The sequence below is a fragment of the Phycisphaerae bacterium genome, assembly GCA_035384605.1.
Classification (GTDB): Bacteria; Planctomycetota; Phycisphaerae; order UBA1845; family PWPN01; genus JAUCQB01.
Genome location: DAOOIV010000089.1, coordinates 1 through 22,609 on the forward strand (window position 1 = coordinate 1; position 22,609 = coordinate 22,609).

15 protein-coding genes are annotated in these 22,609 nt (G+C 60.7%); 13 read left to right on the plus strand and 2 right to left on the minus strand.

Features of this window, described 5'->3' with window-relative positions; all coding sequences use genetic code 11:
• The first annotated feature begins 629 nt into the window (after window positions 1-629).
• The 12 genes from tpx to PLL20_16570 all read left to right on the plus strand — a co-directional run bounded on the left by tpx (window position 630) and on the right by PLL20_16570 (window position 16,702).
• Window positions 630-1,145: a thiol peroxidase gene (gene tpx / locus PLL20_16515; GenBank protein HPD31597.1), complete on the plus strand. Its 516-nt coding sequence runs from the start codon at window positions 630-632 to the stop codon at window positions 1,143-1,145.
• Window positions 1,146-1,221: 76 nt separating this feature from the next.
• Entirely contained in the window at window positions 1,222-2,670 is a 1,449-nt protein-coding gene (locus PLL20_16520) for a deoxyribodipyrimidine photo-lyase (GenBank protein HPD31598.1), read from the plus strand.
• Between the two features lie 501 nt (window positions 2,671-3,171).
• A complete protein-coding gene (locus PLL20_16525; GenBank protein ID HPD31599.1) occupies window positions 3,172-3,837 on the plus strand; it encodes a site-2 protease family protein in 666 nt (221 codons plus the stop codon).
• A 26-nt stretch (window positions 3,838-3,863) separates the two neighbouring features.
• Window positions 3,864-4,844: a tryptophan--tRNA ligase gene (gene trpS / locus PLL20_16530; protein ID HPD31600.1), complete on the plus strand. Its 981-nt coding sequence runs from the start codon at window positions 3,864-3,866 to the stop codon at window positions 4,842-4,844.
• 46 nt (window positions 4,845-4,890) lie between these two features.
• Window positions 4,891-5,097: a hypothetical protein gene (locus tag PLL20_16535; protein ID HPD31601.1), complete on the plus strand. Its 207-nt coding sequence runs from the start codon at window positions 4,891-4,893 to the stop codon at window positions 5,095-5,097.
• Window positions 5,098-5,723: 626 nt separating this feature from the next.
• Window positions 5,724-7,583, plus strand: coding sequence for a DNA primase (gene dnaG / locus PLL20_16540; GenBank protein HPD31602.1), 1,860 nt, complete (start codon window positions 5,724-5,726; stop codon window positions 7,581-7,583).
• Between the two features lie 133 nt (window positions 7,584-7,716).
• Window positions 7,717-9,447, plus strand: a complete 1,731-nt coding sequence (gene rpoD / locus PLL20_16545; GenBank protein HPD31603.1) for an RNA polymerase sigma factor RpoD — start codon at window positions 7,717-7,719, stop codon at window positions 9,445-9,447.
• 25 nt (window positions 9,448-9,472) lie between these two features.
• A complete protein-coding gene (gene hflX, locus PLL20_16550) occupies window positions 9,473-10,798 on the plus strand; it encodes a GTPase HflX (protein HPD31604.1) in 1,326 nt (441 codons plus the stop codon).
• A gap of 631 nt (window positions 10,799-11,429) precedes the next feature.
• Window positions 11,430-12,764, plus strand: a complete 1,335-nt coding sequence (locus PLL20_16555; protein ID HPD31605.1) for a hypothetical protein — start codon at window positions 11,430-11,432, stop codon at window positions 12,762-12,764.
• Window positions 12,765-13,027: 263 nt separating this feature from the next.
• Complete coding sequence (locus tag PLL20_16560; GenBank protein ID HPD31606.1) at window positions 13,028-14,014, plus strand: ROK family protein; 987 nt, start codon at window positions 13,028-13,030, stop codon at window positions 14,012-14,014.
• Window positions 14,015-14,257: 243 nt separating this feature from the next.
• Window positions 14,258-15,055 (plus strand): prepilin-type N-terminal cleavage/methylation domain-containing protein, encoded by a 798-nt coding sequence (locus PLL20_16565; protein ID HPD31607.1) that lies wholly within the window; start codon window positions 14,258-14,260, stop codon window positions 15,053-15,055.
• Window positions 15,056-15,433: 378 nt separating this feature from the next.
• The gene (locus tag PLL20_16570; protein HPD31608.1) at window positions 15,434-16,702 is read left to right on the plus strand and encodes a hypothetical protein; all 1,269 of its coding nucleotides are present in this window, start codon (window positions 15,434-15,436) and stop codon (window positions 16,700-16,702) included.
• Between the two features lie 309 nt (window positions 16,703-17,011).
• On the opposite strand, the gene PLL20_16575 is transcribed toward PLL20_16570, so the two are convergent.
• Window positions 17,012-19,873, minus strand: coding sequence for a hypothetical protein (locus tag PLL20_16575; GenBank protein ID HPD31609.1), 2,862 nt, complete (start codon window positions 19,871-19,873; stop codon window positions 17,012-17,014).
• Between the two features lie 385 nt (window positions 19,874-20,258).
• Here PLL20_16575 and PLL20_16580 point away from each other — a divergent pair, with 385 nt between their 5' ends.
• Window positions 20,259-21,395, plus strand: coding sequence for an ISAs1 family transposase (locus PLL20_16580; GenBank protein HPD31610.1), 1,137 nt, complete (start codon window positions 20,259-20,261; stop codon window positions 21,393-21,395).
• Window positions 21,396-21,951: 556 nt separating this feature from the next.
• On the opposite strand, the gene PLL20_16585 is transcribed toward PLL20_16580, so the two are convergent.
• Window positions 21,952-22,609: hypothetical protein (locus tag PLL20_16585; GenBank protein ID HPD31611.1), on the minus strand; the 658-nt coding region annotated here is incomplete at its 5' end.

The window sequence follows — 22,609 nt, forward strand, 5'->3', positions numbered from 1 at the left end:
CTGATCAGGGTTTCGCGGCTGAGTGAATCGCCGACGAGGGCGTCGGCGCTACGGGTCACGTCCCGATCAGGGTTTCGCTGCTGAGTGAATCGCCGACGGGGGCGTCGGCGCTACGGGTCACGTGCCGATCAGGGTTTCGCGGCTGAGTGAATCGCCGACGGGGGCGTCGGCGCTACGGGTCACGTCCTGATCAGGGTTTCGCGGCTGAGTGAATCGCCGACGAGGGCGTCGGCGCTACTGTGGGGCCGACGCCCTCGTCGGCCCTCCCGGTCCTCTTGGGGCTGAGTAGGGAAGATAAACCGCGGAATACGCTGAATAATCGGAAAGACTTCCCGCGTCCTTCTTCCGCGTGGTCGGCGTGTTCAGCGGTTCAGTGAATCATCGGGCAAAGCCCCATCTGCCCTGGCGGAACAGCCAACCTGCGGGTCTTCGCGGCCGAGGACGGGGCTTGGTGGGAGCCGTGGGCTCGATTTGGGGAGAAAACCGGCTTGCGGTGGTCTCGCGCTTCCAGGGGGCTATAGAATAGCTCGTCAATCGGTTGACCTGTGGACCGGTGGGCTGTCCCTGACAGCAGCGCACCGAGCAAAACCGCGTCCACGGTGCAATCGCATGAAAGGAGACCCAGGACCATGACCGAACGAAAGGGCATCGTTACCTTCAAAGGCGGGCCGCTGACACTGGTAGGCAACGAAGTGAAAGTGGGCGACACGGCGCCCGAGGCGACGCTGTTGGCCAACGATCTGTCGCCCGTCCGGATCGGCTCGCTGCGCGGAAAGGTGCTGATCCTGTCGTGTGTTCCATCCCTGGATACGCCGGTCTGCGATGCTCAGACGCGGAAGTTCAACCAAGCGGCCGCCGCATTGGGGAACGATGTGGAGATCCTTACCATCAGCATGGATCTGCCGTTTGCCCAGAAGCGTTGGTGCGGAGCGGCAGGCATCGATCGCGTTCGCACGCTCTCGGACCACCGTGATGCCGCCTTTGCGACGGCCTATGGCTTGCTGCTCAAGGAGCTTCGCCTGCTGGCCCGGGCGGTGCTGGTGGTCGACAAGGCGGGCAAGGTGCAATACGTCGAGCTGGTCAAGGAAGTCACACAGGAGCCGGACTACGAAGCGGCCTTGGCGGCGGCCAAGAAGCTGGTGTGAGACTGGCCCGGCCGTGTAGGATGTGCTCACCACGATCGTTGCGAGCTAACGACGACTCCTGTTCCGGTTGTGCACGATGGCGACCTCCATCATCTGGTTCCGGCACGACCTGCGGCTGGCGGACAACCCGGCCTTGCTGGCGGCCGTCGAACAGGGTGGTTCGGTGATTCCGGTCTACATCTGGTCGCCCGAAGACGAGGGCGATTGGCCGCCTGGAGGCGCGAGTCAATGGTGGCTTCACCACGCGCTGGCCGCCCTTGATGCCGATCTGCGCAAGCGCGGGAGCCGGTTGATCATCCGGAGCGGTCGTACGGTTGAATCGCTCGTCGCCCTGGTGCGTGAGACGAAGGCGACGGCCGTCTTCTGGAATCATCGCTACGAGCCGGCGGCGGTTCAGATCGCCAAGGACGTGGAGAATGCCCTCCGGAGGCAAGGTCTATCCGTCGGCGAGTTTCACGGCAACCTGCTTTTCGATCCGCGCGTCACACTCAACCGACAGGGCGGGCCTTTCCAGGTGTTCACGCCGTACTGGAAGCACTGCCTCGCAGCGCCGGAGCCGGAGTTGCCTAAGCCCGCGCCGGGCAGAATCTCGCGGCCACGGCGATGGCCCTCCTCGCAGAGTCTGAATGACCTGCGGCTGCTTCCGAAGGTCAAATGGGCGGACGGTATCGCGAAAGACTGGACGCCCGGGGAACGGGCTGCATGCCATCGACTCAGCCGCTTTATTGAGAACGCATTGGGTGATTACTCGGTGGGCCGCGACCGCCCGGAGAAGGTCGGTACTTCGCGGCTCTCCCCTGATTTGCACTGGGGCCACGTCAGTCCTCGCCAGGTCTGGCACGCGGTGAAGCGATCTACCCGTCGCAAGTCACCGAAGGTCGCCACGCAGGCCGCGGGTTATCTGCGCCAGCTCGGGTGGCGCGAGTTTGCCCACCATCTGCTCGTTCACTTTCCGCACACCCCGCAGGAGCCGCTCCGCCCGGCGTTCGCGCGCTTCCCGTGGAACGGCAGTCCTGAGCACCTTCGGGCATGGCAACACGGCCGCACCGGTTACCCGCTGGTTGATGCCGGTATGCGCGAACTCTGGCACAACGGCTGGATGCACAATCGCGTGCGGATGGTGGTCGCGTCGTTCCTGGTCAAGCACTTGCTTGTGCCGTGGCAGGAGGGGGCCCGGTGGTTCTGGGATACGCTGGTGGATGCCGACCTGGCCAACAATACGCTCGGCTGGCAATGGTGTGCCGGGTGCGGGGCCGATGCCGCTCCCTATTTCCGCATTTTCAATCCGGTCTTGCAGGGTCGCAGGTTCGACCCCGACGGCGGCTATGTGCGGCGTTGGGTTCCCGAGATTGCCGGCTTGGGGGACAAGCATGTCCACGAACCCTGGGCCGCCAAGGCAGCCGACCTTGCCGAATGCTGTATTCGCCTTGGCCGCGATTATCCCGAGCCGGTCATCGACCACGCCGAAGCGCGCAAGCGGGCGTTGAAGGCGTATGATCGTCTTCGAGGCAAACCCGATCGCTGAAGGCAATTCAACGGCACGTGTTGAGTCAGCTCTTTCGGGATGAGCCATTCTGTGAACGTGTTGTCGCGCCGCAAGTGAGAGAAAACCCGAAAGGACGGCGGCCCGCTTGGGCGTTTCGATGATCAACCACCGGTTCTGGATCAGCCATTTGTCATACAAGCTAAGGCGGACCGCCTTTTTACGGGCCGCAACCCAAGCGCTCTGCGATCCAGAAACATGCGCGCAAAATGCAGACCAGTCGCGACAGAAGAGAGTGCTCGGTGAGGCCCCGATCCGATCTGGCCTTTACGTCGTACCGGTTTTTGCCGACAATGCCTGAGCCCATTGCCCGGCTTGTTGCCGGCGACCGGCAATGAACCACAAAACTTGATGTTTGAGTTGTCTATTGATTTCTGCGCAAAGAATGCAACGCGTCTATTCTCCAGAACGGCCCTTTTTCGGGCGTTTGCCGAACGCTGATGCTTGCATTACCTGCGCAGAGATCAATATGGGAAACCGAAGGTGCTCGATTCCATCAATGTTGCTGATTTAGCCGTCCGGTTGCCGATCGTGCTTCTGGCTCTCACGTTGCACGAGTTTTCCCACGCGTACTTTGCCTACCGCATGGGGGACCCGACGGCTTACAGGATGGGCCGAGTCAGTCTCAACCCGTTGCGGCATCTGGACCCCTTGGGCACTCTCTGTCTGCTGTTCGCTCCGATCGGCTGGGCCAAGCCGGTGCCGGTCAACCCGCTGAACTTCGACGATCCGAGAAAAGGTGATCTTGTGACGACGGCGGCCGGGCCGGGGAGCAACCTCGTGCAAGCCCTTGTGTGGGCCCTCCTGCTCCGTGCTGTTCTCCACTGGTGGCCGGACGGCCCGACGTCCGTGAGCGGCAGGTTTGAGCTTCGGGACGTCGTTCTTCTCTTTTGCCTTTACGGAACCGCCATTAACGTCGGCTTGGCGGTGTTCAATTGTCTTCCACTCTACCCCCTTGACGGCTTTCATATTCTCCTCCAACTGACCAAGCCCGAGTCACAGCAACGGCTCGCCCAGACCGCCGTGTACGGTCCCTTTATCATCCTGGGCATCGTGTTGCTGGGACGCGCCGGCGAAGCCGATATACTGTCGACTTTAATAAACCGACCGACGATGTTCGTGCTCAAGCACGTCGCCGGCTGGGAGTGACTAAACTAAAAGACGGGTTTGTGATTATGAGACTGCTTTCTGGGATCCAACCATCCGGAAGACTGCACCTGGGCAACTATCTCGGAGCCATGCGTCCGCAGATCGAGATGCAAGACCAGGGCCATGAATGTTTCTATTTCATTGCCAATTATCATGCGCTGACCAGCCTGAACGACGCCGCTTTGGTTGAGGAATACACGCAAGGGGTTGCTCTGGGATATCTGGCGCTCGGGTTGGACCCTGCCAAGGCCGTGTTCTTCCGTCAGTCGGACGTGCCTGAGGTGACCGAACTGGCTTGGATTCTCTCGTGCGTCACGCCCATCGGCTTGCTGGCCCGCGGGCATTCGTACAAGGACAAGGTGGCTCAGGGGCTTTCGCCCAATCATGGCCTGTTTGCCTACCCGGTGCTCCAGGCGGCCGACATTCTCATCTACAAAGCCCACGCCGTGCCCGTCGGGCAGGACCAGAAACAACACATCGAAATGACTCAGGATATTCAGGCCAAGTTCAACGCGGCATTCAATTGCGACGTCCTGATCCGGCCGGAAGCGATGATTCGCGAAACGGTGGCCGTGATCCCCGGCGTCGACGGCCGCAAAATGAGCAAGAGCTACGACAACACCATCGAGCTGTTCGGACCGGAGAAGGCCACGCGCAAGAGGATCATGTCCATCCTGACCGACTCGACGCCCGTCGAGGCCCCCAAGGATCCGGACAAATGCAACGTTCTGGCGTTGCTGAAGGGATTGGCGAGTGAGAGTGAGATCAAGGAGTGGGAGAACCGTTACCGCTCCGGAGGCATGGGCTACGGCGAGGTCAAGAAACGCCTGGCCGACTTGTTCTTCGAGGTCCTCGGCCCTGCCCGGAAGAAACACGAAGAGCTGCTCAAACACCCGGACGAAGTCGAGCGCATCCTGGCCGAAGGCGGCCGAAAAGCTCGTGCCGTTGCTCAGCAAACCATGCGCGAGGTCCGAAAAGCGTGCGGGCTGAAGACGAGCGGGGAGTAGAGGTGCAGTGAGCCCATTCCGGGCATCAGTGCGTCAGCCGTCGCGCGTGGGATCGACTTGTAATTGTGGCAAGCTCTTTGAGCGAATGATGGTGATCGGCAGTGAGGACCGCATGGTAGGCGCCCAGACCTCGCCGAAGTGTCGCGTCTGGCGACTCTACCGCATGGAGACCGCCATAGATCCCATCCGCCTCGGCGTCTGGTGCCTGGCGCGCAGACTCGCGGCCGCTGGTCTGCTTCTCGGCCTGCTGTGAAGCCTCAACGGCGGCGGAGGAGGGGCGGCGGCGCGGGAGGCAACAACGGGACAAGCCTTCTCGTTGACAACGCAGGCGTCGCTTTGTGGCGACTGGTTGTGGCCTTGGGCTTCGCCTTCTCTAAGGTGGACCGCCTTTTTGGGGGCCGTAACCCAAGCGCTCTGCTATCATGCGCGCAAGCCGCACAGATGTCTGGCCGTAAGGTTCTGACACCTGGGTGTGGGGAGGCCCTCGAATCCGTGGCCGCGTGGGGTCATCGGCACGTGGCCCTCTCGGTCAAACGCGGGCGGCACATTCGGTCACCAGCCTGTCAACGTCCCGTAACCGCTCGCCCACCGGACACTTTGGCCGGAGGGAACCTCTGAGAGTCCAGGCGATTTTTCAAGGAATCAGCCCGTTTCTGGCACGCTTCTTGCACGGGATGCAATCCAGCCGTAACCACCGAAAAAATAAAACTCTAAGACCATTTGCCAGACCCGAAAAGATGGTGTATAGTTTTCGGTCTCCCAAAGAGCGAGGTAGGCACGACGGGTGTGATGAGATAGCGTTTAAGGTTTTGCCAAATCTAGGCTTAGGCCTGTTCTCGCAATATCCGGGTTTTATTGGGATGTTCCAGAGGGCAAGCGTTGTCTTTAGCTGACAGGGAAACCATTACCCGGCAAATCCGGGATGCCACCGACATCGTGGATCTGGTGGGGAGTAGCGTGTCGCTGCGGCGGTCGGGGTCTGCCTTCAAAGGACTTTGCCCTTTTCATGAGGAGAAAACCCCATCCTTCATCGTGAACCCGGCGAGGCAGATCTTCAAATGCTTCGGCTGCGGTGTTGGAGGCGACGTCTTCAAGTTCGTCCAACTGCGGGAAAACGTGGACTTTCTTGAGGCTCGCCGCATGTTGGCCGAGAGAGCGGGGATTGACCTTGAGGCTCAGCCCAGATCCGGGGTGGCCGGCCTTGCCAAAACCGATCTGGCTCGGGCCTGTGCCTGGGCCCGGCAGATCTTTCGCAAGAATTACCTGGGGCCAAGTGGCCAAGCTGCCAGGGATTACGTAGCCAACCGGGGTATCTCCGCAGAGATGGCCGAAGCTTTCGCGCTGGGCTTGGCGGTTGACAGTTATGATTCTCTAATCCGGCAGGCCGATCTGGCCAAGATCGATCATAAGTTGTTGCTGGCAGCAGGTTTAGTGAAGGAGAGCCAGCGCGGCGGTTATTACGACACCTTCCGCAACCGTCTCATGTTCCCGATCGTGGATGCCGGCGGTCGCGTGGTCGGTTTCGGCGGCCGAACGCTGGGTGAAGATCCTGCGAAGTATCTTAATACACCGGCTACAGCGCTGTTCGATAAAGGGACAAACCTCTTCGGGCTGGATCGCGCTCGCCAAGCGATTGGTGAGGCAGGGCGAGCCATTGTCGTGGAGGGCTACACGGACTGCATCATGGCGCACCAGCACGGCTTCTGCGAGACAGTGGCCACGCTGGGGACGGCCATGACGGAGGCCCACGCCAGGCTGCTGCGCCGCTTCACGGATCGCGTCATTCTGCTATTTGACTCGGACGAGGCCGGGCAGCGGGCCGCGGACAGGGCCCTGGCGGTGACCGTGACCGTGGGTCTCGACGTCTCGCTGGCGCGCGTGCCTGAAGGCAAAGACCCCTGCGATTATCTTTTATCGGCCGGTCAAGCAGCTTTTCGTGGGGTGTTGAACCAGGCCGTCGGAGCGCTAGAATTCAAATGGCGGGAGGTGTCGCGCAAATATGGTGTCGGCGCGACAGGCCCGGCACGCAGACGGGCGGTGGAGGAGTACCTTCAGCAACTGTCTGCGTGGCTGGGACAGGGGGCAATTGATCCGATCCAGACGGGGTTGCTGATCAATCAGTTGAGCCAGATCATCTCGCTACCGGCGGAGGATCTGCTTCAGCAGGTGCGCAGGATGTCGCAGCGGACGAGGCCTTTGACGGGCCGCAGTGGAACGGCCGGTCGACCGCAGGCGGAAGCGCCCCCTGCCGGGAAGGGGTCCAACAGCCAACAGGAAGCCCTTCGACAGATCGTCGAGGTGCTTCTGAACGAGCCGGCATACTACGCGCACGTGGCATCGTGGCTAAAGCCCGAGCACGTCTGGGACCCGGCTCTCTCGGCGATCGTCGCGGAGATGGTGGCGATATTGAATTCCGGTCAGCAGTTGCAGGTTGCCGACTTGATCGGGCGCTTTGAATCCCCTGAGTTCGGCGGCCTGATCACGGACCTGCAGGACCGTGGCGAACGACGCGGGCAATTTGCCACCGTGATTGAAGGGGCCATAGCCTGCCTGGAGTCGTTTGAGCAGTCGCGGCACGCGGCCGTCCTGGCGGAAGATATCCGCCGTTCGCGGCAACAGGCCGGCGACCGGCAGGTTCCGGAAAACGAAGACGAGCGACTGAGAGCGTTGACGGACGCGGCCAGACAGTCTCATTTCTCGCCCGTACGAGCCAGGAAGAGACTGTTGGACCTACCGTGAAGGACGGAGAAGGAGGCCCTCGCCAGTAAGGCGTAATCGAGCGGCGAGGAGGCAGCGTGGCAAGGAGGCCCGCTGCGTCAAGAATCAGACGGATGAACAAGCCAGGCAGGATAGTTGACCTGCGGAGTTGACAATGGCAGAGACGACCATTTCAGCAACGACGGATCCCGTTGAACTCGCGCTTCAGTCGCTGCTCGAACGCGGCCGGGAGCGAAAGTACATCACCTGGGAGGAGATGAATGAGATTCTCCCGGACGAGGCCGTCAATCCGGACAAGCTCGAGATGATCATGATGACTCTCGAGGAGCACGGCATTGAGATGATCGACGAGGAGGAGGCCGAGCGGCTGGGTTTTACTCCTGAAGCCAAGGAGGCGAAGAAACCCGCCGGAAAGAAGTCCCAGGCGCTGACGCCGCCGATCGATGAGCGGCTGTTGGCCGCCCTCGAGGCCGAGGAGAGCGGTTCCCGACGCATCGACGATCCCGTGCGCATGTACCTCACCCAGATGGGCGAGATTCCCTTGTTGACCCGCTCGCAGGAAATCGCCCTGGCCAAGAAGATCGAGCTGACACGAATGGCCTTCCGCAAGCTGGTTCTCGAGAGCGACTACTGTATCGCTCAGGCCGTGGACATCCTGCAGCAGGTTTCCGACGGCCGATTGCCGTTTGACCGGACCATGAAGGTGTCGACGTCCGAGGCCCTTGCCAAGAACACCATCACCAAGCTGTTGCCGGAGAACCTTGAGACCGTCCGGAAGCTCATGGAGGCCAACCAGGCCGATTTCGAGAAGACGCAGTCCGGTCGGATGGCCGCGTCGAGCAAGCGCAGTATCGTGAGGGCCATGAACCAGCGACGCCGCAAGATGGCCAAGCTGCTGGAGGAACTGTCCCTGCGGACCAGCCGCATCATCCCGCTTATGCGAAAGCTCGAAGGGGTCTGTCGCAAAATGATGGATCTGGAACGGCGCATCGCGGCCGAGGCCAAGCGTCCCACTCTGCCGGTGGAAGACCTGGCGGCCATGGAAGACGAGCTTGCGGGCATGGAATCCCTGGTACTTGAAGACAGCGAGTCGCTCCAGAGGCGTCTGACGAACCTCAAACGGGTTTTTGCCGAATACGAAGACGCCAAGCGCAAACTGTCCGGCGGCAACTTACGCCTGGTGGTGTCGATCGCCAAGAAGTACCGGAACCGCGGGTTGAGTTTCCTGGACATCATCCAGGAGGGCAACACCGGCCTGATGCGGGCGGTGGACAAGTATGAGTACAAGCGCGGTTACAAGTTCAGCACCTACGCCACGTGGTGGATCCGGCAAGCGATCACCCGGGCTATCGCCGACCACGCCCGGACCATCCGCATCCCGGTCCACATGATCGAGACCATGAGCCGGCTGAGGAACATTTCCAAGAAGCTTCTCCAGGAGCTCGGCCATGAACCCGGCATCGAGGAAATCGCCAAGCGGGCCAAGATGCCCGTCAGCGAGGTTCGTCGCGTGCTCAAGATCAGCCGCCACCCGATCTCGCTGGATCGTCCCGTCGGGGAAAGCGAAGACTCGTACTTCGGCGATTTCATCGAGGACGATTCGGTCGAATCGCCGGTGCAGTCGGCCGGGAACGAGATGCTTCGCGACCGGATCGAGGAGGTGCTCAAGACTCTCACCTACCGCGAGCGAGAAATCCTGAAGCTTCGGTATGGAATCGGAGACGGATACACCTACACCCTTGAGGAGGTCGGCAGGATCTTTAAGGTGACCCGCGAACGGGTGCGACAGGTGGAAGCCAAGGCGATCCGCAAGCTGCAGCATCCTGTGCGGGCTCGCAAACTCGAGGGCTTCCTTGAGAACATGCAGGAAACGGTGGAAACGTAGGGGGCCACACGAGACTTCAATCACCTTGGAAATTGATCAACGAGCCAACTTAACGGTTCAGCGGGAGCGGGCAGTCCTGGTCGGGCTGGAGTTGCGCGGAACGGAGCACGACGGGGTGGAATCCCTGCGTGAGCTGGAGGCCTTGGCCGAGTCCGCCGGCGCAATTGTTGTGGACATGATGCTCCAGCGACGCGACCGCGTCGACCCGAAGTACTATATCGGCAGAGGCAAAGTCGATGAACTGATAGGCCGCATCGAGCAGCACGACGCCAACCTGGTGATCTTCGACGACGACCTGGCCCCGGCCCAGATCCGCGAGTTGGAGTCGGCCTGCAAGGTGATGGTCATCGACCGCAGCGAGCTGATTCTCGACATTTTTGCCTCGCGGGCCCGGACCCATGAGGCCCGGCTTCAGGTGGAGCTCGCCCAGCTCGAGTATACCGCCCCACGTCTGCGGGGCATGTGGACGCACCTGGAGAGGATTGCCGGGGCCGCCGGGGGCACTGGTGCCGGCGTGGTCGGCGGCATAGGTACCCGCGGGCCGGGCGAACGCCAGATCGAAATCGACCGCCGCATCGTTTCGCGACGCGTCACGCAACTCAAACGGCAGATCGCCGAAATTGAACGCCGCAAAGTCCGCCAGGTGCAATCGCGGGAGGAGCATTTCAACGTATCTTTGGTGGGCTACACCAACGCGGGGAAAAGCTCGTTGATGAATGCCCTTACGGACGCCGGCGTCGTGGCTGCCGATCGTCTCTTCGCCACGCTCGACACCAAAACACGCCGGTGGAAACTCGGTGGCGGCGACGAGGTTCTGCTCAGCGACACCGTCGGCTTTATTCGACGCCTGCCGCATCACCTTGTGGCTTCTTTTCGCGCGACGCTTGAGGAGGCAATCAATGCCGATCTGCTGCTTCACGTGGTCGACGCCTCGTCGCCTTCGGCGTGGGAACAGTGCCAGGCGGTAACAAGGGTATTGGAGGATCTGGGGTGTTCAGGCAACCGCACCCTGGTATTGCTCAATAAGATTGACGTGCTTTGGGATGACAGCAATCTGCGCGTGCTCCAGCAGAAGTTGCCGGGGGCACTGCCGATCTCAGCGCACAGCGGCGCTGGTCTTCATACACTCACCGAGACGGTCCGCGCGATGATGACCGGACCTCCGCAACGAGTCACCGTCCGGTTGCCGGCGACCGACGGTCGGGCGATCGCGTTTGTTGAAAAGCACTCACAGGTTCTCGATCGACGTTACGACACTCAGACGGTGGAGATGGACGTTCTGGTCGGCAGCCTGATCCTGAATCGTCTGCAGATCAACTTCCCAACGACGAGCATTCTGCGTTGCGCCTGACGTGTGAAGTCATTTGTCCGGGGACATCCGGTCGAAGAGCCGCAACTCGCGAAAGGAGTCTTCTGGTATGTTCTGTCCAGCTTGCCGCAAGTTGGAGTGAACGTTTCAGGGGCAGCCTTGCAAGCGAAGTGGTGGCCGATAAAGCGCCGGTTGCAGTCATTGGCATAAAAAGGTCAATTTCTGGATTGGCGACACCTCGTTGGGAGGGTTTTCGGCGATCGCTTGCCGAGGAGTATTGAACGTCCGATATTGTGCGCTGTAAGCCTTTGCGAAGAAATGCTTTACAATTCCTGGCGTTCAGGTTGCTGAACTACAAGCTAATCCGAAAAAAACTTTCAGGAGCCGTTTTTTCTCTTGATGCCGATGGGGCGGGGCGGTAGAATACGTTGCATGTGGAGGACGTGCGCGATCGTCCGGCGCCAGTCGGTACATCGTGCACAGGCGGGAGAGAGAGAAAATTCCTTCTAGGGAAATCCCGCCGAACAAGATGGAGCGAGAGAGAGGGCTCGTTTTCGTTCGTATTTGATGAAGGCTCAGTACGAAATTCGAAACTCGAGCGTGTTGGGAGAGACAGCTCTTTTTGGGAAAGGGAGAGTGAGAGATGAGAGGAAGCCTACGCACGTCGAAGGCGTTGCTGGGAGTCTCGGCCGTCTGTGTATTTCTGGCCGTTGCACCCGCACAAGCTGTGTTACTTTCTGATTTGGTCAGCGGTGCCGTGCCAAGCATCGTCATCGGTGACAAAGAGTTCACCAACTTCAGCGTGACGATTACAGGCATCGGGCCGTATACGGCCGACCCCTCTAATATTGATGTCACCGGCGTGATGAGCATGTCCGGCGATTACGGCCTGAAGTTCACGAGCGCGAATCCGGCAACGGCGATGATCTGGGCCGATCCCGTCGGCGGCTTCGTTGACGTACTGGTGGGCTTCGATGCAATCGCTACCGGCCCGTTTACGATCATAGGTGCTAATCTTTCGTTTGTTGGCACTGCCCCTGCCGATGGTCTGGTTCAAATCGTCGAGACGGTCCAAGGTGACGATGGTCAACTGACTCTGTTGCTGGTGAGCTCGCTGGGCGCCAGTTCGGCCACGGCTATTCTTCCGAAACCGGAGGGATACGAGATGGTTCATGTGGTAAAGGATATTGCCGTGGTTGCTGGTGGGACCACACGAGCGTCGTTGGACGAGTTCACTCAGTTCTTCATCCAGATTCCGGAGCCGGCGACGATCTCGTTGCTGCTATTGGGCGGGCTCGCGCTGTTCGGCCGCACTCTGGCAAGCAAGCGCGGTCTGTTGATCCTCGCCATGGCATTGGGGCTTGGCGGCATGCTCGCACAGCCCGGCACTGCTTCGGCGGTCATGCTGTCCACACTTACCGCCAACCCCGCGAACGCCGTGACCTACGGCGACCTGAAATTCGACAATTTCCAGTTCAGTGCGGCGGGAAGCGGGAAATGGATTGCTGACGAGGATGCCATCGACGTCCAGGGCTTCACCACGCCCAGCGGCAGCGAGGATGGCCTGCGTTTTGCCGGCCTGATCGCCGCGCTGTCGAATGTCACCCCGGGCTCCCAGGTAACCGTCACGATTTCGTACGACGTGGCGCTCACCACCCCGGGGCTCGTATTCCACGACGTGACCATGTCCTTTAACGGGGCTCCAACTGCGTGGGACGGCTCGGCCGAGGTGAGCAAGACGATCGAAGGGATCGGCGAGGTGGCCAAGGTTTACAATCGGCCAGCTGACCCGGACCCGATCAAGCTGATCGATCATCAGATCATCGGCACAGGTAACTATCCCGGTCCGCTGCACGTTGTTGATACGATCGTCGTGAAAGGCGGTCGCGATGGTGCGGCGATGATTTCCTACATTAACCAGACGTTTTCTCTGATTCCCGAGCCTGCCATGTTCATTCTGACCATGCTCGGATTGCCGCTGGTTGTTGGCCGGAGGCGGAAACGGTAGGCACAGACCCTCGCGGCGGGTCCCAAGAGACTCTCTCGACATGATGAGCGGCCGACCGCTATGGTCGGCCGCTCTTTTTCATTCATCCTTCTGCTTGACGGAATTCCTTTTCGCCGTCAGATTGATTGCAGCGGGAACCGGACTGTTTTCCAGGATTCGACCTTCATTCGTAAGGGCGGCGTTGCGAGAGTTGGTCGGTCTGGAGGGCGACCGCCGCGTTTTTCCTGGAACGTACCGATACAAGAAAGGACGACGACCCCGTTATGAATAGCGACTGCGCCATCGGCGTAGATCTTGGAGGCCAGAGCGTCAAACTCGCGCTGGTCGATGGACGCGGCATGGTCCGGCTTAGACGGCAGCAGCCGATGGACACCGCGAAGTCGGCAGACCAGATCGGCAGACTTATCCTGGACCAGATCCGGATTCTTCGTCGTGAGGGCCAATTGGACGGCCTTTCGCCCTCAGCGGTCGGCATTGTTATGCCGGGCTATATGGACCGTCAGAGAACCCGGCTGCTTTTCGCCGCGAACCTGCCCACCCTCAGCGGTTCGAGCCTGCTGGCCGACTTGCGGGCCGGGCTGGACTTGCCGGTGACCTTCGACGCCGACTCGAACGGCGCGGCGTTCGGCGAGTACCGTTTCGGGGCCGGGCGGGGGGTGAACCGGCTCACCGTCGTGGCCGTCGGCACAGGCATCGGGGCGGGCGTTGTGGCCGATGGCCAGATTGTCCGGGTCCGGCACCACATTGGCGGGAGCCTGGGGCACATCATTGTCGACCCACGAGGGTTAAGATGTGCTTGCGGCGGTCGGGGTTGCGTCGAGACGGTTGCCTCCGGCCGAGCCCTCGAACGTGAGGCTTTGCAGGCCGCCCAATCCGAACCTCGTTCTCTGCTGGCAACCCTGCTGGCCCAGCGGGGCAGCCTCACAGGCCAAGAGGTCGGCGAGGCCCTGGCCTGCGGCGATTCGGCGGCCTTGCGGATCGTCCGCGAGTGCGGGTGGTGGTTGGGGGTGGCCTTGGCAAGCTGGGCGGTGGTTCATGCTCCCCAGAAGGTCCTGATCGGGGGCGGGATAGCCCAACTCGGGCAACCTTTCATACAGGCAATCCACGACGGATTACAGGAAGTCGGACAGCCGACACTGGTTAGGGACACAGCAGTCGAATTGGCCGGTCTGGGTTCGGATGCCGGCGTAGTTGGAGCAGCGGGGCTGGCCTTGGCAGATCTGGCTGAGACGCGGCCGGCCTCCGGCTGAGGTCAGGTTGATCGAATCGACTGGGCTGACGTCAGGATCACCGATAAATCTCATCGGAAGGCTCTGGCGAACTTGCCTTTCTGTAAACCATAGTGTAGATTATATGTAGACCAGTCGGCCCGTAAACGGCCGGTCTTGGAGCCCCTTTCTGGGCATGCAAGGCGTTCGGACCAATCGCCACGAAGGTGACGGTTGCCGAAGAGGAGCAATTGTGTCGTCGCCTCGCGAAGCGGGAGAACCATCATGTCGGTCGCTTCGGAAAGATCAAACCGTGATCGCGCGGGTTTCACGTTGATTGAGCTGCTGGTGGTCGTTGCGATTCTTGCCCTTCTGATCAGCATTCTGATTCCCTCGCTCGCGCGGGCTCGCGAGCAGTCCAGGCGAGCCGTTTGTGCGTCGAATCTTCACCAACAGATTCTGGGCATGTATTCGTACGCTTCGGACCACCGGAACTTCCTGCCGTGGCGCGGATGGTTCTCGTACGACATTTCCGAAGCGCACGCGGAAGCCTACGGTGGCGGCGGAAACAAGAAAGTTCTGGTGAATCTCGCGCTCCTGATCGGCAAGCACCTGGGGAAGGATTGGGACGTCCTTTACTGCCCATGCACGCTGGCCACCTACCGCGACTCACCATCGGGGCTCTCGTCGCTGATGGATCCGGACTACCGTTTCTCGCACGGCGGGTACAACTACGCCTTGCCGATCGGCAAACGCGTGGGTGCCCCGAAACTCGATCTGGACGTATACCCCCGTGACGCCGCCAAGCTGGACAGCAGATGGCTGGACGTTCTGAAGGAAAACGCGCCGCCGGAGTACATTGATTCCGCAGGCAATGTCGATCTGATCAAAATGATGCCGCGGCGGATTCAGCCGATCGTCATGGACTTTGTCGCCGGCGGGGGGAAGACCCTGCATCCCAACGGTCTTAACGTTTCGTTCAGCGACGGTCACGCCCGGTTCGTTCCTTACAAGATGCCGAGCGGGTCGGTTGACAACGTAACATCTTTCTCGCTCTGGTACCACATCAGCGCCCGCCCGTAAGGGTGCTTATTCACAAGTGGGACTTTTTGCACATTCTCGGAGCCTGCGGTCGAGAAGAACCTTGACAGCGGCATCGGCGGACTGATACTATAGGTTCATCAGATCTGCTCTTTCAGAATTCCCCGCCGTATCCGTTCGACGAGGTGGGTAGGTTAGGGCATATGGGAGGTGAAGGGGCGCCAGCACACACAATCGCGGCATGGCTTGCCGAGGGGCGCCTCATCAGGGAGTTGTCCGGTCAACTCGAATTCTCGCGGTTGTTTTGCGTTGCGTGTGGAGAGCGGGCCGTTGAACCGAGTGACATAGTTCGGCGGGAGAGAACGGGAGACGAAATCATTTGTACTGGTCCGGGAGAAGCCCGGGAGGAGGACAATTGCCATGAGAATGATGTTCATATTGTCAGTGGTCTCGGTGGTTATTCCGGCGTCGGGGGTAGGCAGCGTCCTCGGCGCCCCCATGCTGCAGTCCATCGGCGTACTGGATCCGGCAAACCCCGCCAGCGCGGTCACCGCCATCTCGTCGGACGGTACCTGGGCCGTAGGCCACAGCAATGGCTTGGACAGTGCGGGCACGACCTCGATTCGACAGCCGATCATCTGGTCGCAGAGCACGGGCCTCGTGCAGTTGCCGAATACCGGCGACTTCAATGGCGAGGCACGAGGCGTCGCGGTCAAACCTGATGGCTACATCGGCATCGCCGGGTATGTGTACAACACGACTCTGACCACGCCCCTGCCCAAGATGCATGGGTACAAAGCCTTGCCATCCAATCTTAAGGGCGGAACGTGGACCCTTTGTTCCGGGGCGTCGACAACCGGCAACGACACGGTCGGCCCTTATAACGCAGCACGTGTGAAGTGGTTGACGGATGGGACGGTCACCGGCGATTACCTGATATCCGGAAGGAGAGGGAACGGCGCGAGGGGAATCGCGGTGACGATGGATGCGAACACCTATATCGACTATCCCAACGGCACGCCGAGGGTGGTAGCCAACAGCGTCGCGAGCAGGCTGGTGAACAACAGTCGCCCCTTTGGCGCCGGCTATGACAACGGCAATCCGAACGGTCTGCGCCGCGCGCTTCTTGTGTACACGACTTCCGCGCCGCAGCTGACCATACCGGGAGGCGTGGGTTATCAGAGCGAGGCTTTGGGCGTCTCACCCGACGGCCTGTTTGTCGCGCCTGGCGACGCCTCAAACGCCGGGGTGCTCTGTGGCTATGATCAGGACGTATCGGGTCTCCCACACGCTTTCATCTGGAAGATCAACGATCCTGCCATGACCATTCTGGGTGAGGCCATGGGAGACAACCAGAGCACGGCGATCGATGTCCGAGTCATCGGCGGGAACTGGACTGCGGTGGGCTATTCGTCGGATGGCATCACCGAAAGGGCCGTGATGTGGTTGAATGGAAGCATGCAGCCGGTGCTGCTATCCAGCCTCTTGGCCGGCGCCGGTGTGGATACCAGCGGTTGGGCCAGCCTCTCGCGGATCACAAGCATGTCGGACGACGGCATGACGGTCGCCGGATGGGGCATCTGGGCAGAGGACGGGTCCACACGGGGCTTTGTCGCGGTCATTCCGGAGCCGGCAGCGCTGAGCCTGCTGGTTCTGGGGGGGTGCGCTCTGCTCCGTCGCAGGCAATAAACACCTTTAGGAGCATAAAACAGCATTAAACCATTCCTGCCGCCGGGCCTGTATTGCGGAGGTATGCGATGCCGCCCGCGGTATACGGTTTCCGCCCCTTTCTTTCGGGGGTGGAGGCGTTACGGGGGATATGGTTTCATCGTTTCATTCCGGTTCATACCTGTTGCCGCAGGCATGACGCGTACGCGGCCCTATTGGCTGTCCCAGCACGGGCACGAGAGCGGACTGCGAGGCTCCGGTCGGCAAACGAGCAGGCCGGCCGGCGAGACTCCTCCCGGCCTGCTTGTATCGGGAGCGCGGAATGCGGGCTCACAGCTCGCATGCAGGATCGAGCGGGACTCCGGGGCCGCTGGCGCACTTCTCGAAAGCATCATAGTCGTCCGCGTCGACGTCGCCGTCGGCGGCACCAGTGAGGTCGCGGTCGAAGCACTTGCAGCCCGCTGGGAGCGGGTCCGGCAGGGGACCCGGTCCGCTGTAACAGCCTTGGAGAGCGGAGAAGTCGACCTGATCGACATCGCCGTCCCAATCCGCATCTGCGCGAGGACTATGGCATGGGCAAGTGGCGGTCGCGCAATTCGTGCCGACGCCAAGGAAATCGCCGTCGCATGCGCCGGCCAAGGTTTCGGTGCACACAGCCATTGGCCGGCAGCACGCGCCCAAGCAGGCCGAGCCGTCGCACGTGGTATCGAACCCGGCCCAAGAGCCGCCCAACGCCGCGCAAGCCGTATCAGAGATGACGCCATCCACGCACGAGTCCGGCAGGCAGCAGGCCCCGACGGGGTGGGGCGAGCTGGTGAACACTCCGCCGTTCAAGGTCAGGCTGTCAAGATAGAAGGGATAGGCAGGCTGCACACAGCCTTTGTTCCCGAAGTAAAGAGCGCTGAATCCGCCTTTGTACTGACGGGGGACCGTGGCGACCCAGATGGTGCCGTTCTGCTTTCCGCCCCACATGACCGTAAGGTAGTCGGACCACACATCGAGTCGGGCGAAGGTGAAGCGTTTTGTTGACCATGGATCCACGGTTGCAGGCACGAGGTTACTCGGCATACCGGTCCACAGATATGCAAAGGACGATGTCTGTCCCAGGGCGGTTCCGGAGGGAGGAGCAGTAGGAACCGCGGGGGTGATGTGAGCCATGTCCATCGGAATCCAGTTCAGACCGTCGTAGACTGCCGGCACGTAGGCGAACGGTGTGCTGGGACTGCCCGGTCCGCGTGAATCGGTGTCGCAGGGATCCTGATCCAGTACGGCCACCATTCCGAAGGCGATGGCGTTGTGGTTTGTTCCGTCGGTCAAAGCGGCTCTCGGTCGGGGAAGGTTACCGTCGCCGCAGTCCACATTGGTGATGTTGAGCGGAGCGCGGTCGGTACCATCGGTGAGTTCGACGTAAGTATTGATCTCATGCGCCCCTTCCGAGACCCCGCTGGGACCGCCCATTGCCGGGAAATCGTGCAGCCAGTATATATACAGGGGCTTCGTGTTATCGACCGCGAACGCCATCTTGCCGGGGTCGCCCTTGTTTGAAATCAGTGTGGCGAGGTCCCACTTGTAGCTCATGCCAACACGATTGGCCACGGGGAACCCGTCGCTCTGCCACAACTCGCGTCCGTGGGTTCCGTCGTCGGCCGTGAAGACAAGGGTCCCGTCGAAGTTGGCCATGTTGGAGGGGGCGGAATCGGCGGGTCCGGGATTGATGTCCATGACCCGCAGCGCGCCCGCGGCGCTGTCGGTACGCCACAATTCGCGGCCGTACGTACCGTCGTCGGCGGAGAAATAGACCGTGCTGCCGATGGCGAACAGGTTCTGCGGCGAAGAACCGACAGCGCCGGGTCGAATGTCCATGACCTGTGACGTAGTCGTGCCGTCGCTCTTCCACAGCTCGAGACCGCCGCCGGAGTTGTCATCCGCGACAAAGTAGAGGGTGTTTGCCGCGACGACGAGGTTTGTCGGGGCAGATACGAAGGTCTTAACCGGTACGGTGCCGACCATGGTGCCGTCGCTTTTCCAGAGGTCGTTTCCAAGGGTAAAGAACACACGGTTAACCGTGCCGGCAATGCTTCTCAAGTTGGCCGGGCTTCCTGCCGATCCAGGGTCGTAAATCATCATCGTGCCGGCAGCAGTCCCGTTACTCTTCCAGAGCTCCGCACCGTTCATGCCGTCACTATCCACGGTGAAACAGAGCATGGGTGTAGGTGCGCCGCCGACCAAGAAGGTTGCCGCCGTGAGGTTGGTCGGATTGGACCCGGCCGCTCCGGACACGATGTCCAACACCATCATGGTGGTTGTACCGTCGGTCATCCACAACTCCCGTCCGTTGACGCCGTCGTCGGCCGTGAAGAACACCTTGCCGCTGACCGTGGTCAGGAGTTGGGGATCAGATGACAGCGTTTTCGATGCATCATTGGGGTCAACCACCTGGTTGATGTCCAACTGCCGCGTCGTGTTGGTACCATCCGTTTTCCAGAGTTCGCGACCAGTCGTACCGTCATCCGCGCTGAACATGACGACGGAGCCGGAGAGGAGGGCGAACCCGGCCGGAGACGAACTACCTGCGAGAGGATTGATATCCTTGAGCAGGGCCGTAGCAACGGTCAGATTGTTCCTGAGGGTTGCCTTCCACAGTTCAACGCCGTTGGTGCCGTCATCCGCCGCGAAATAAAGCTTATCGTACTGCGCAAACATATTGGACGGGTTTGATCCAGGGGTGCCCGGATCGATGTCCAGTTCGAGCGTCATGACAGGATATAAGGGCTGGAGGACGCGATAGAGCTCCTGGCCGGCGACACCCGAACCGTCGTCCGCAGACACGAAAAGGCGCGTGATGACATCGAAGGAAATCGCCTTCATATCGCCAATGGTCGAGCCGTCGGGGCCGGGTCGAAGGTCGAGAATCATCCGAGTTCCGGTGCCGACGGGCAGGAGGCTCCGAAGACAACTGGAGCCGTTATCCCCGCGCGTGCCGTCCTTAAACAGCAACGCGGGTGAACATGCACCATCGACGCTCCAGTAGGGTACAGAACCTTCGGGTATTGCAAAGAAGGTATTGGAGGTACCTTCGAAAGGCTGCTGTTCGTTCCTGAACTGGGCCAGCAAGCCGTTTGTGGGCACCAGAAGGGCCGTCGCCGCGAACACGCCTGCGAGCCTGGAACAGATGTTGGGTGTACTGGACATGACTCTTTCCTCCTTCGAAGTGTGGGTCGTGAAGACCCAGTAGACAGTCAACCAGAAGGGCCGTGTCCCGGTGTGCTGTTTTGGACGCGAGGCCATTGGCCGTTTTTTCGCACGGCACCCGGAAGCGAACAGCCCAGAAAACATCTAGCTATTGTTACCTTCACCCAAATGTATACATGATTGAGGCTGTTCTGTCAACAGGAGTCGAACGTGTCCTGTGCGGGGGCAGGGCAATCGCATCTAAACCGTGATCCTCCCATCACTTTTTTTGCATGTTAGGTGTATGTAAGGATTGCGCCCTCGCTGAATTGTGGATAACTTCGGCCCCATTGGTCACGAGGCCTCGTGTTGTTTAGAGGTTTATCCTTTTTTCAGGAGCTGCAACATGGACGTTGAAGCCCCGCGTGGCCTGCTGCGCTTTTTTGATGAGTTGGAGGATCCCCGGATGGAGCGGACGAAATTGCATTCGCTCGAGGACATTTTGTTCATCGCCCTTTGTGCGGTCATCTGCGGGGCGGACAGTTGGACCGAGGTGGAGGTGTTCGGCTGGGCCAAACGGGAATGGCTGAGTCAGTACCTGACGTTGCCCAACGGCATTCCTTCCCATGATACCTTCGGGCGGGTGTTTAGCAGGCTGGACCCCCAAGTATTGGAGCGATGTTTCTCGAAGTGGATGGCGGCCCTGGCCGAGGCCAGCGCCGGCCGATTGGTGGCCATCGACGGCAAGACCCTGCGACGCAGTTTTGACAAGGCCACGAATCGAGCGGCGATCCATATGGTCAGTGCCTGGTGCGAGACGAACCGTCTGGTTCTGGGGCAACTGGCGACCGCAGAAAAGAGCAATGAAATCAAGGCTATCCCACAGCTTCTGAAGATGCTGGATATCCGTGATGCGGTGGTGACGATCGACGCCATGGGCTGCCAGAAGGCCATCGCCCAGGAGATCGTCCAGCAAGGCGGGCACTACCTGTTACAGGTCAAGGACAACCAGCCGGGGCTGCACGATGTCGTCAAAGCGACCTTCGACGAGTTGACCGGCCGAGGAATCGCCGGGGTCCAGTACGATTTCCATGAGCAGACCGATGCCGGCCACGGCCGGATCGAGACCCGTCGTTTGTGGGTCACCGACTGGACCGATTGGTATGCGGACCGAAAAGAGTGGGCCAACCTGACCAGCTTCGTCTGCATGGAAAGCGTACGCACGGTGAACGGATCCACTTCCTGCGAACGCCACTATTACATCAGCGATCTGGCCGGCCAAAGTGCCCAGACCATGCTCGGCTACGTCCGCGGCCACTGGGGTATCGAGAACAAGCTGCACTGGTCACTGGATATGACCTTCCGGGAGGACACCCTCCGTAACCGGATCGGCCACTCCGCCGAGAACCTCTCGCGAATCCGCCGACTGAGCCTTAACCTGCTCTGTCGAGAGAAAACCTGCAAGGCCAGCCTGAAAAGCAAACGCCTGCGAGCCGGCCTACGGGAGGACTACTTGGTCCGGGTCCTGTGCCAGGGGATTTAGATGCGATTGCCCTGTGTGCGGGGGGCCGGTGAAGGCGAGTTCTGGGCCGTTGGATTGCCAGCCTGGGAACCTGGGGGCAAGTCGCCAAAGATGGTTTGGGCAGCTTTGCCGAGGTGACCTGGGAGGGGCGGATGACTGAAGATTCGCCTAGGTGTTTGATAAGTCTTTATTTTACAGAAACTTAAGGTCATTTTTGGGTTCGTTTGGCGCGGAGGAGCTGTCAGCGGCCAGCGATCGGCCATCAGCCATAAAAGCAGACTCGTCCGTGGGCGTGGAAGCTGCCGGCCTTGGGCCGCAGGAGGTTGGTTTTCACTTTTCAAAGAGCGACGGCGGAGGCGGTGGACGGTCTGGTTCCGGTCGGCGCGCAGGATCTCCGCCAGTTTTGTCGGGAGGGAGAACACGAGGTGCGCTCCGGAACGGGCGGGTTGAAAGGGAGCGGCGGTAGGGCAGGGGGGAGCGGGGGCCGGCCAGCTTTCAACCCGCAGGCGTGGATCTTACCCGACTGCGGGGACCTGCGACCTGTCCTGCTTTCTATGGCGGGTCCGGCTTGTCCTGGCTACTCCATTTTCCACTCGGTCAGTTCATCTTCGCTTTCGATGAAACGTCCGGTCGGGATTTCGTGCGACCAGTCGGTGAGGCCGAATTTGATGTGGCCAGCGGTGAAGGTGGCCAGAAGGTCTCGGTCACCCCTGGTGCGGGCGATCTCGATGCCGGTGGCGCCGGGCCAGAACTCACGGCGTTTGGCGAAGTCGAACTTGAGGTTGGTGTCGTTCTCGATAATCCAGTTGACCGCCTTCTCATTGCGGATTTTGGCCTTGACCGTCAGGAACCACCTGCCTTTCCTGAAGAAGAGGTTCGATGATTCCAGACTGCCCTGCGGGTGGCCGCCCTCCAGGCGAGGCTCGTATCCGGTGGCGGGGCCGACGCAAATGGGCCCGTGGTCCTGCCATCGCTTGAAGTCCGTAGTGGAGACCATCGCGATGCATGACTCCCCCTGGCGGGTATTGGCGGTGAAGATCATCCAGTAGCGCCCGTCATGCTCGCAGATGCTCGGGTCCCGGCAGCTTGAGATCATGTCCTCCCGCCAGAAGGCCCATTCCTTGCCCTTGCACGGCGAGATAGGGTTGCTGTCCCAACGCCGCCACTCGAAGAGATCTTTGCTGGAGGCCAGGCCGATGTTCTGCGAGATGTGTCGGTTCAGGCCGGTATAGGCC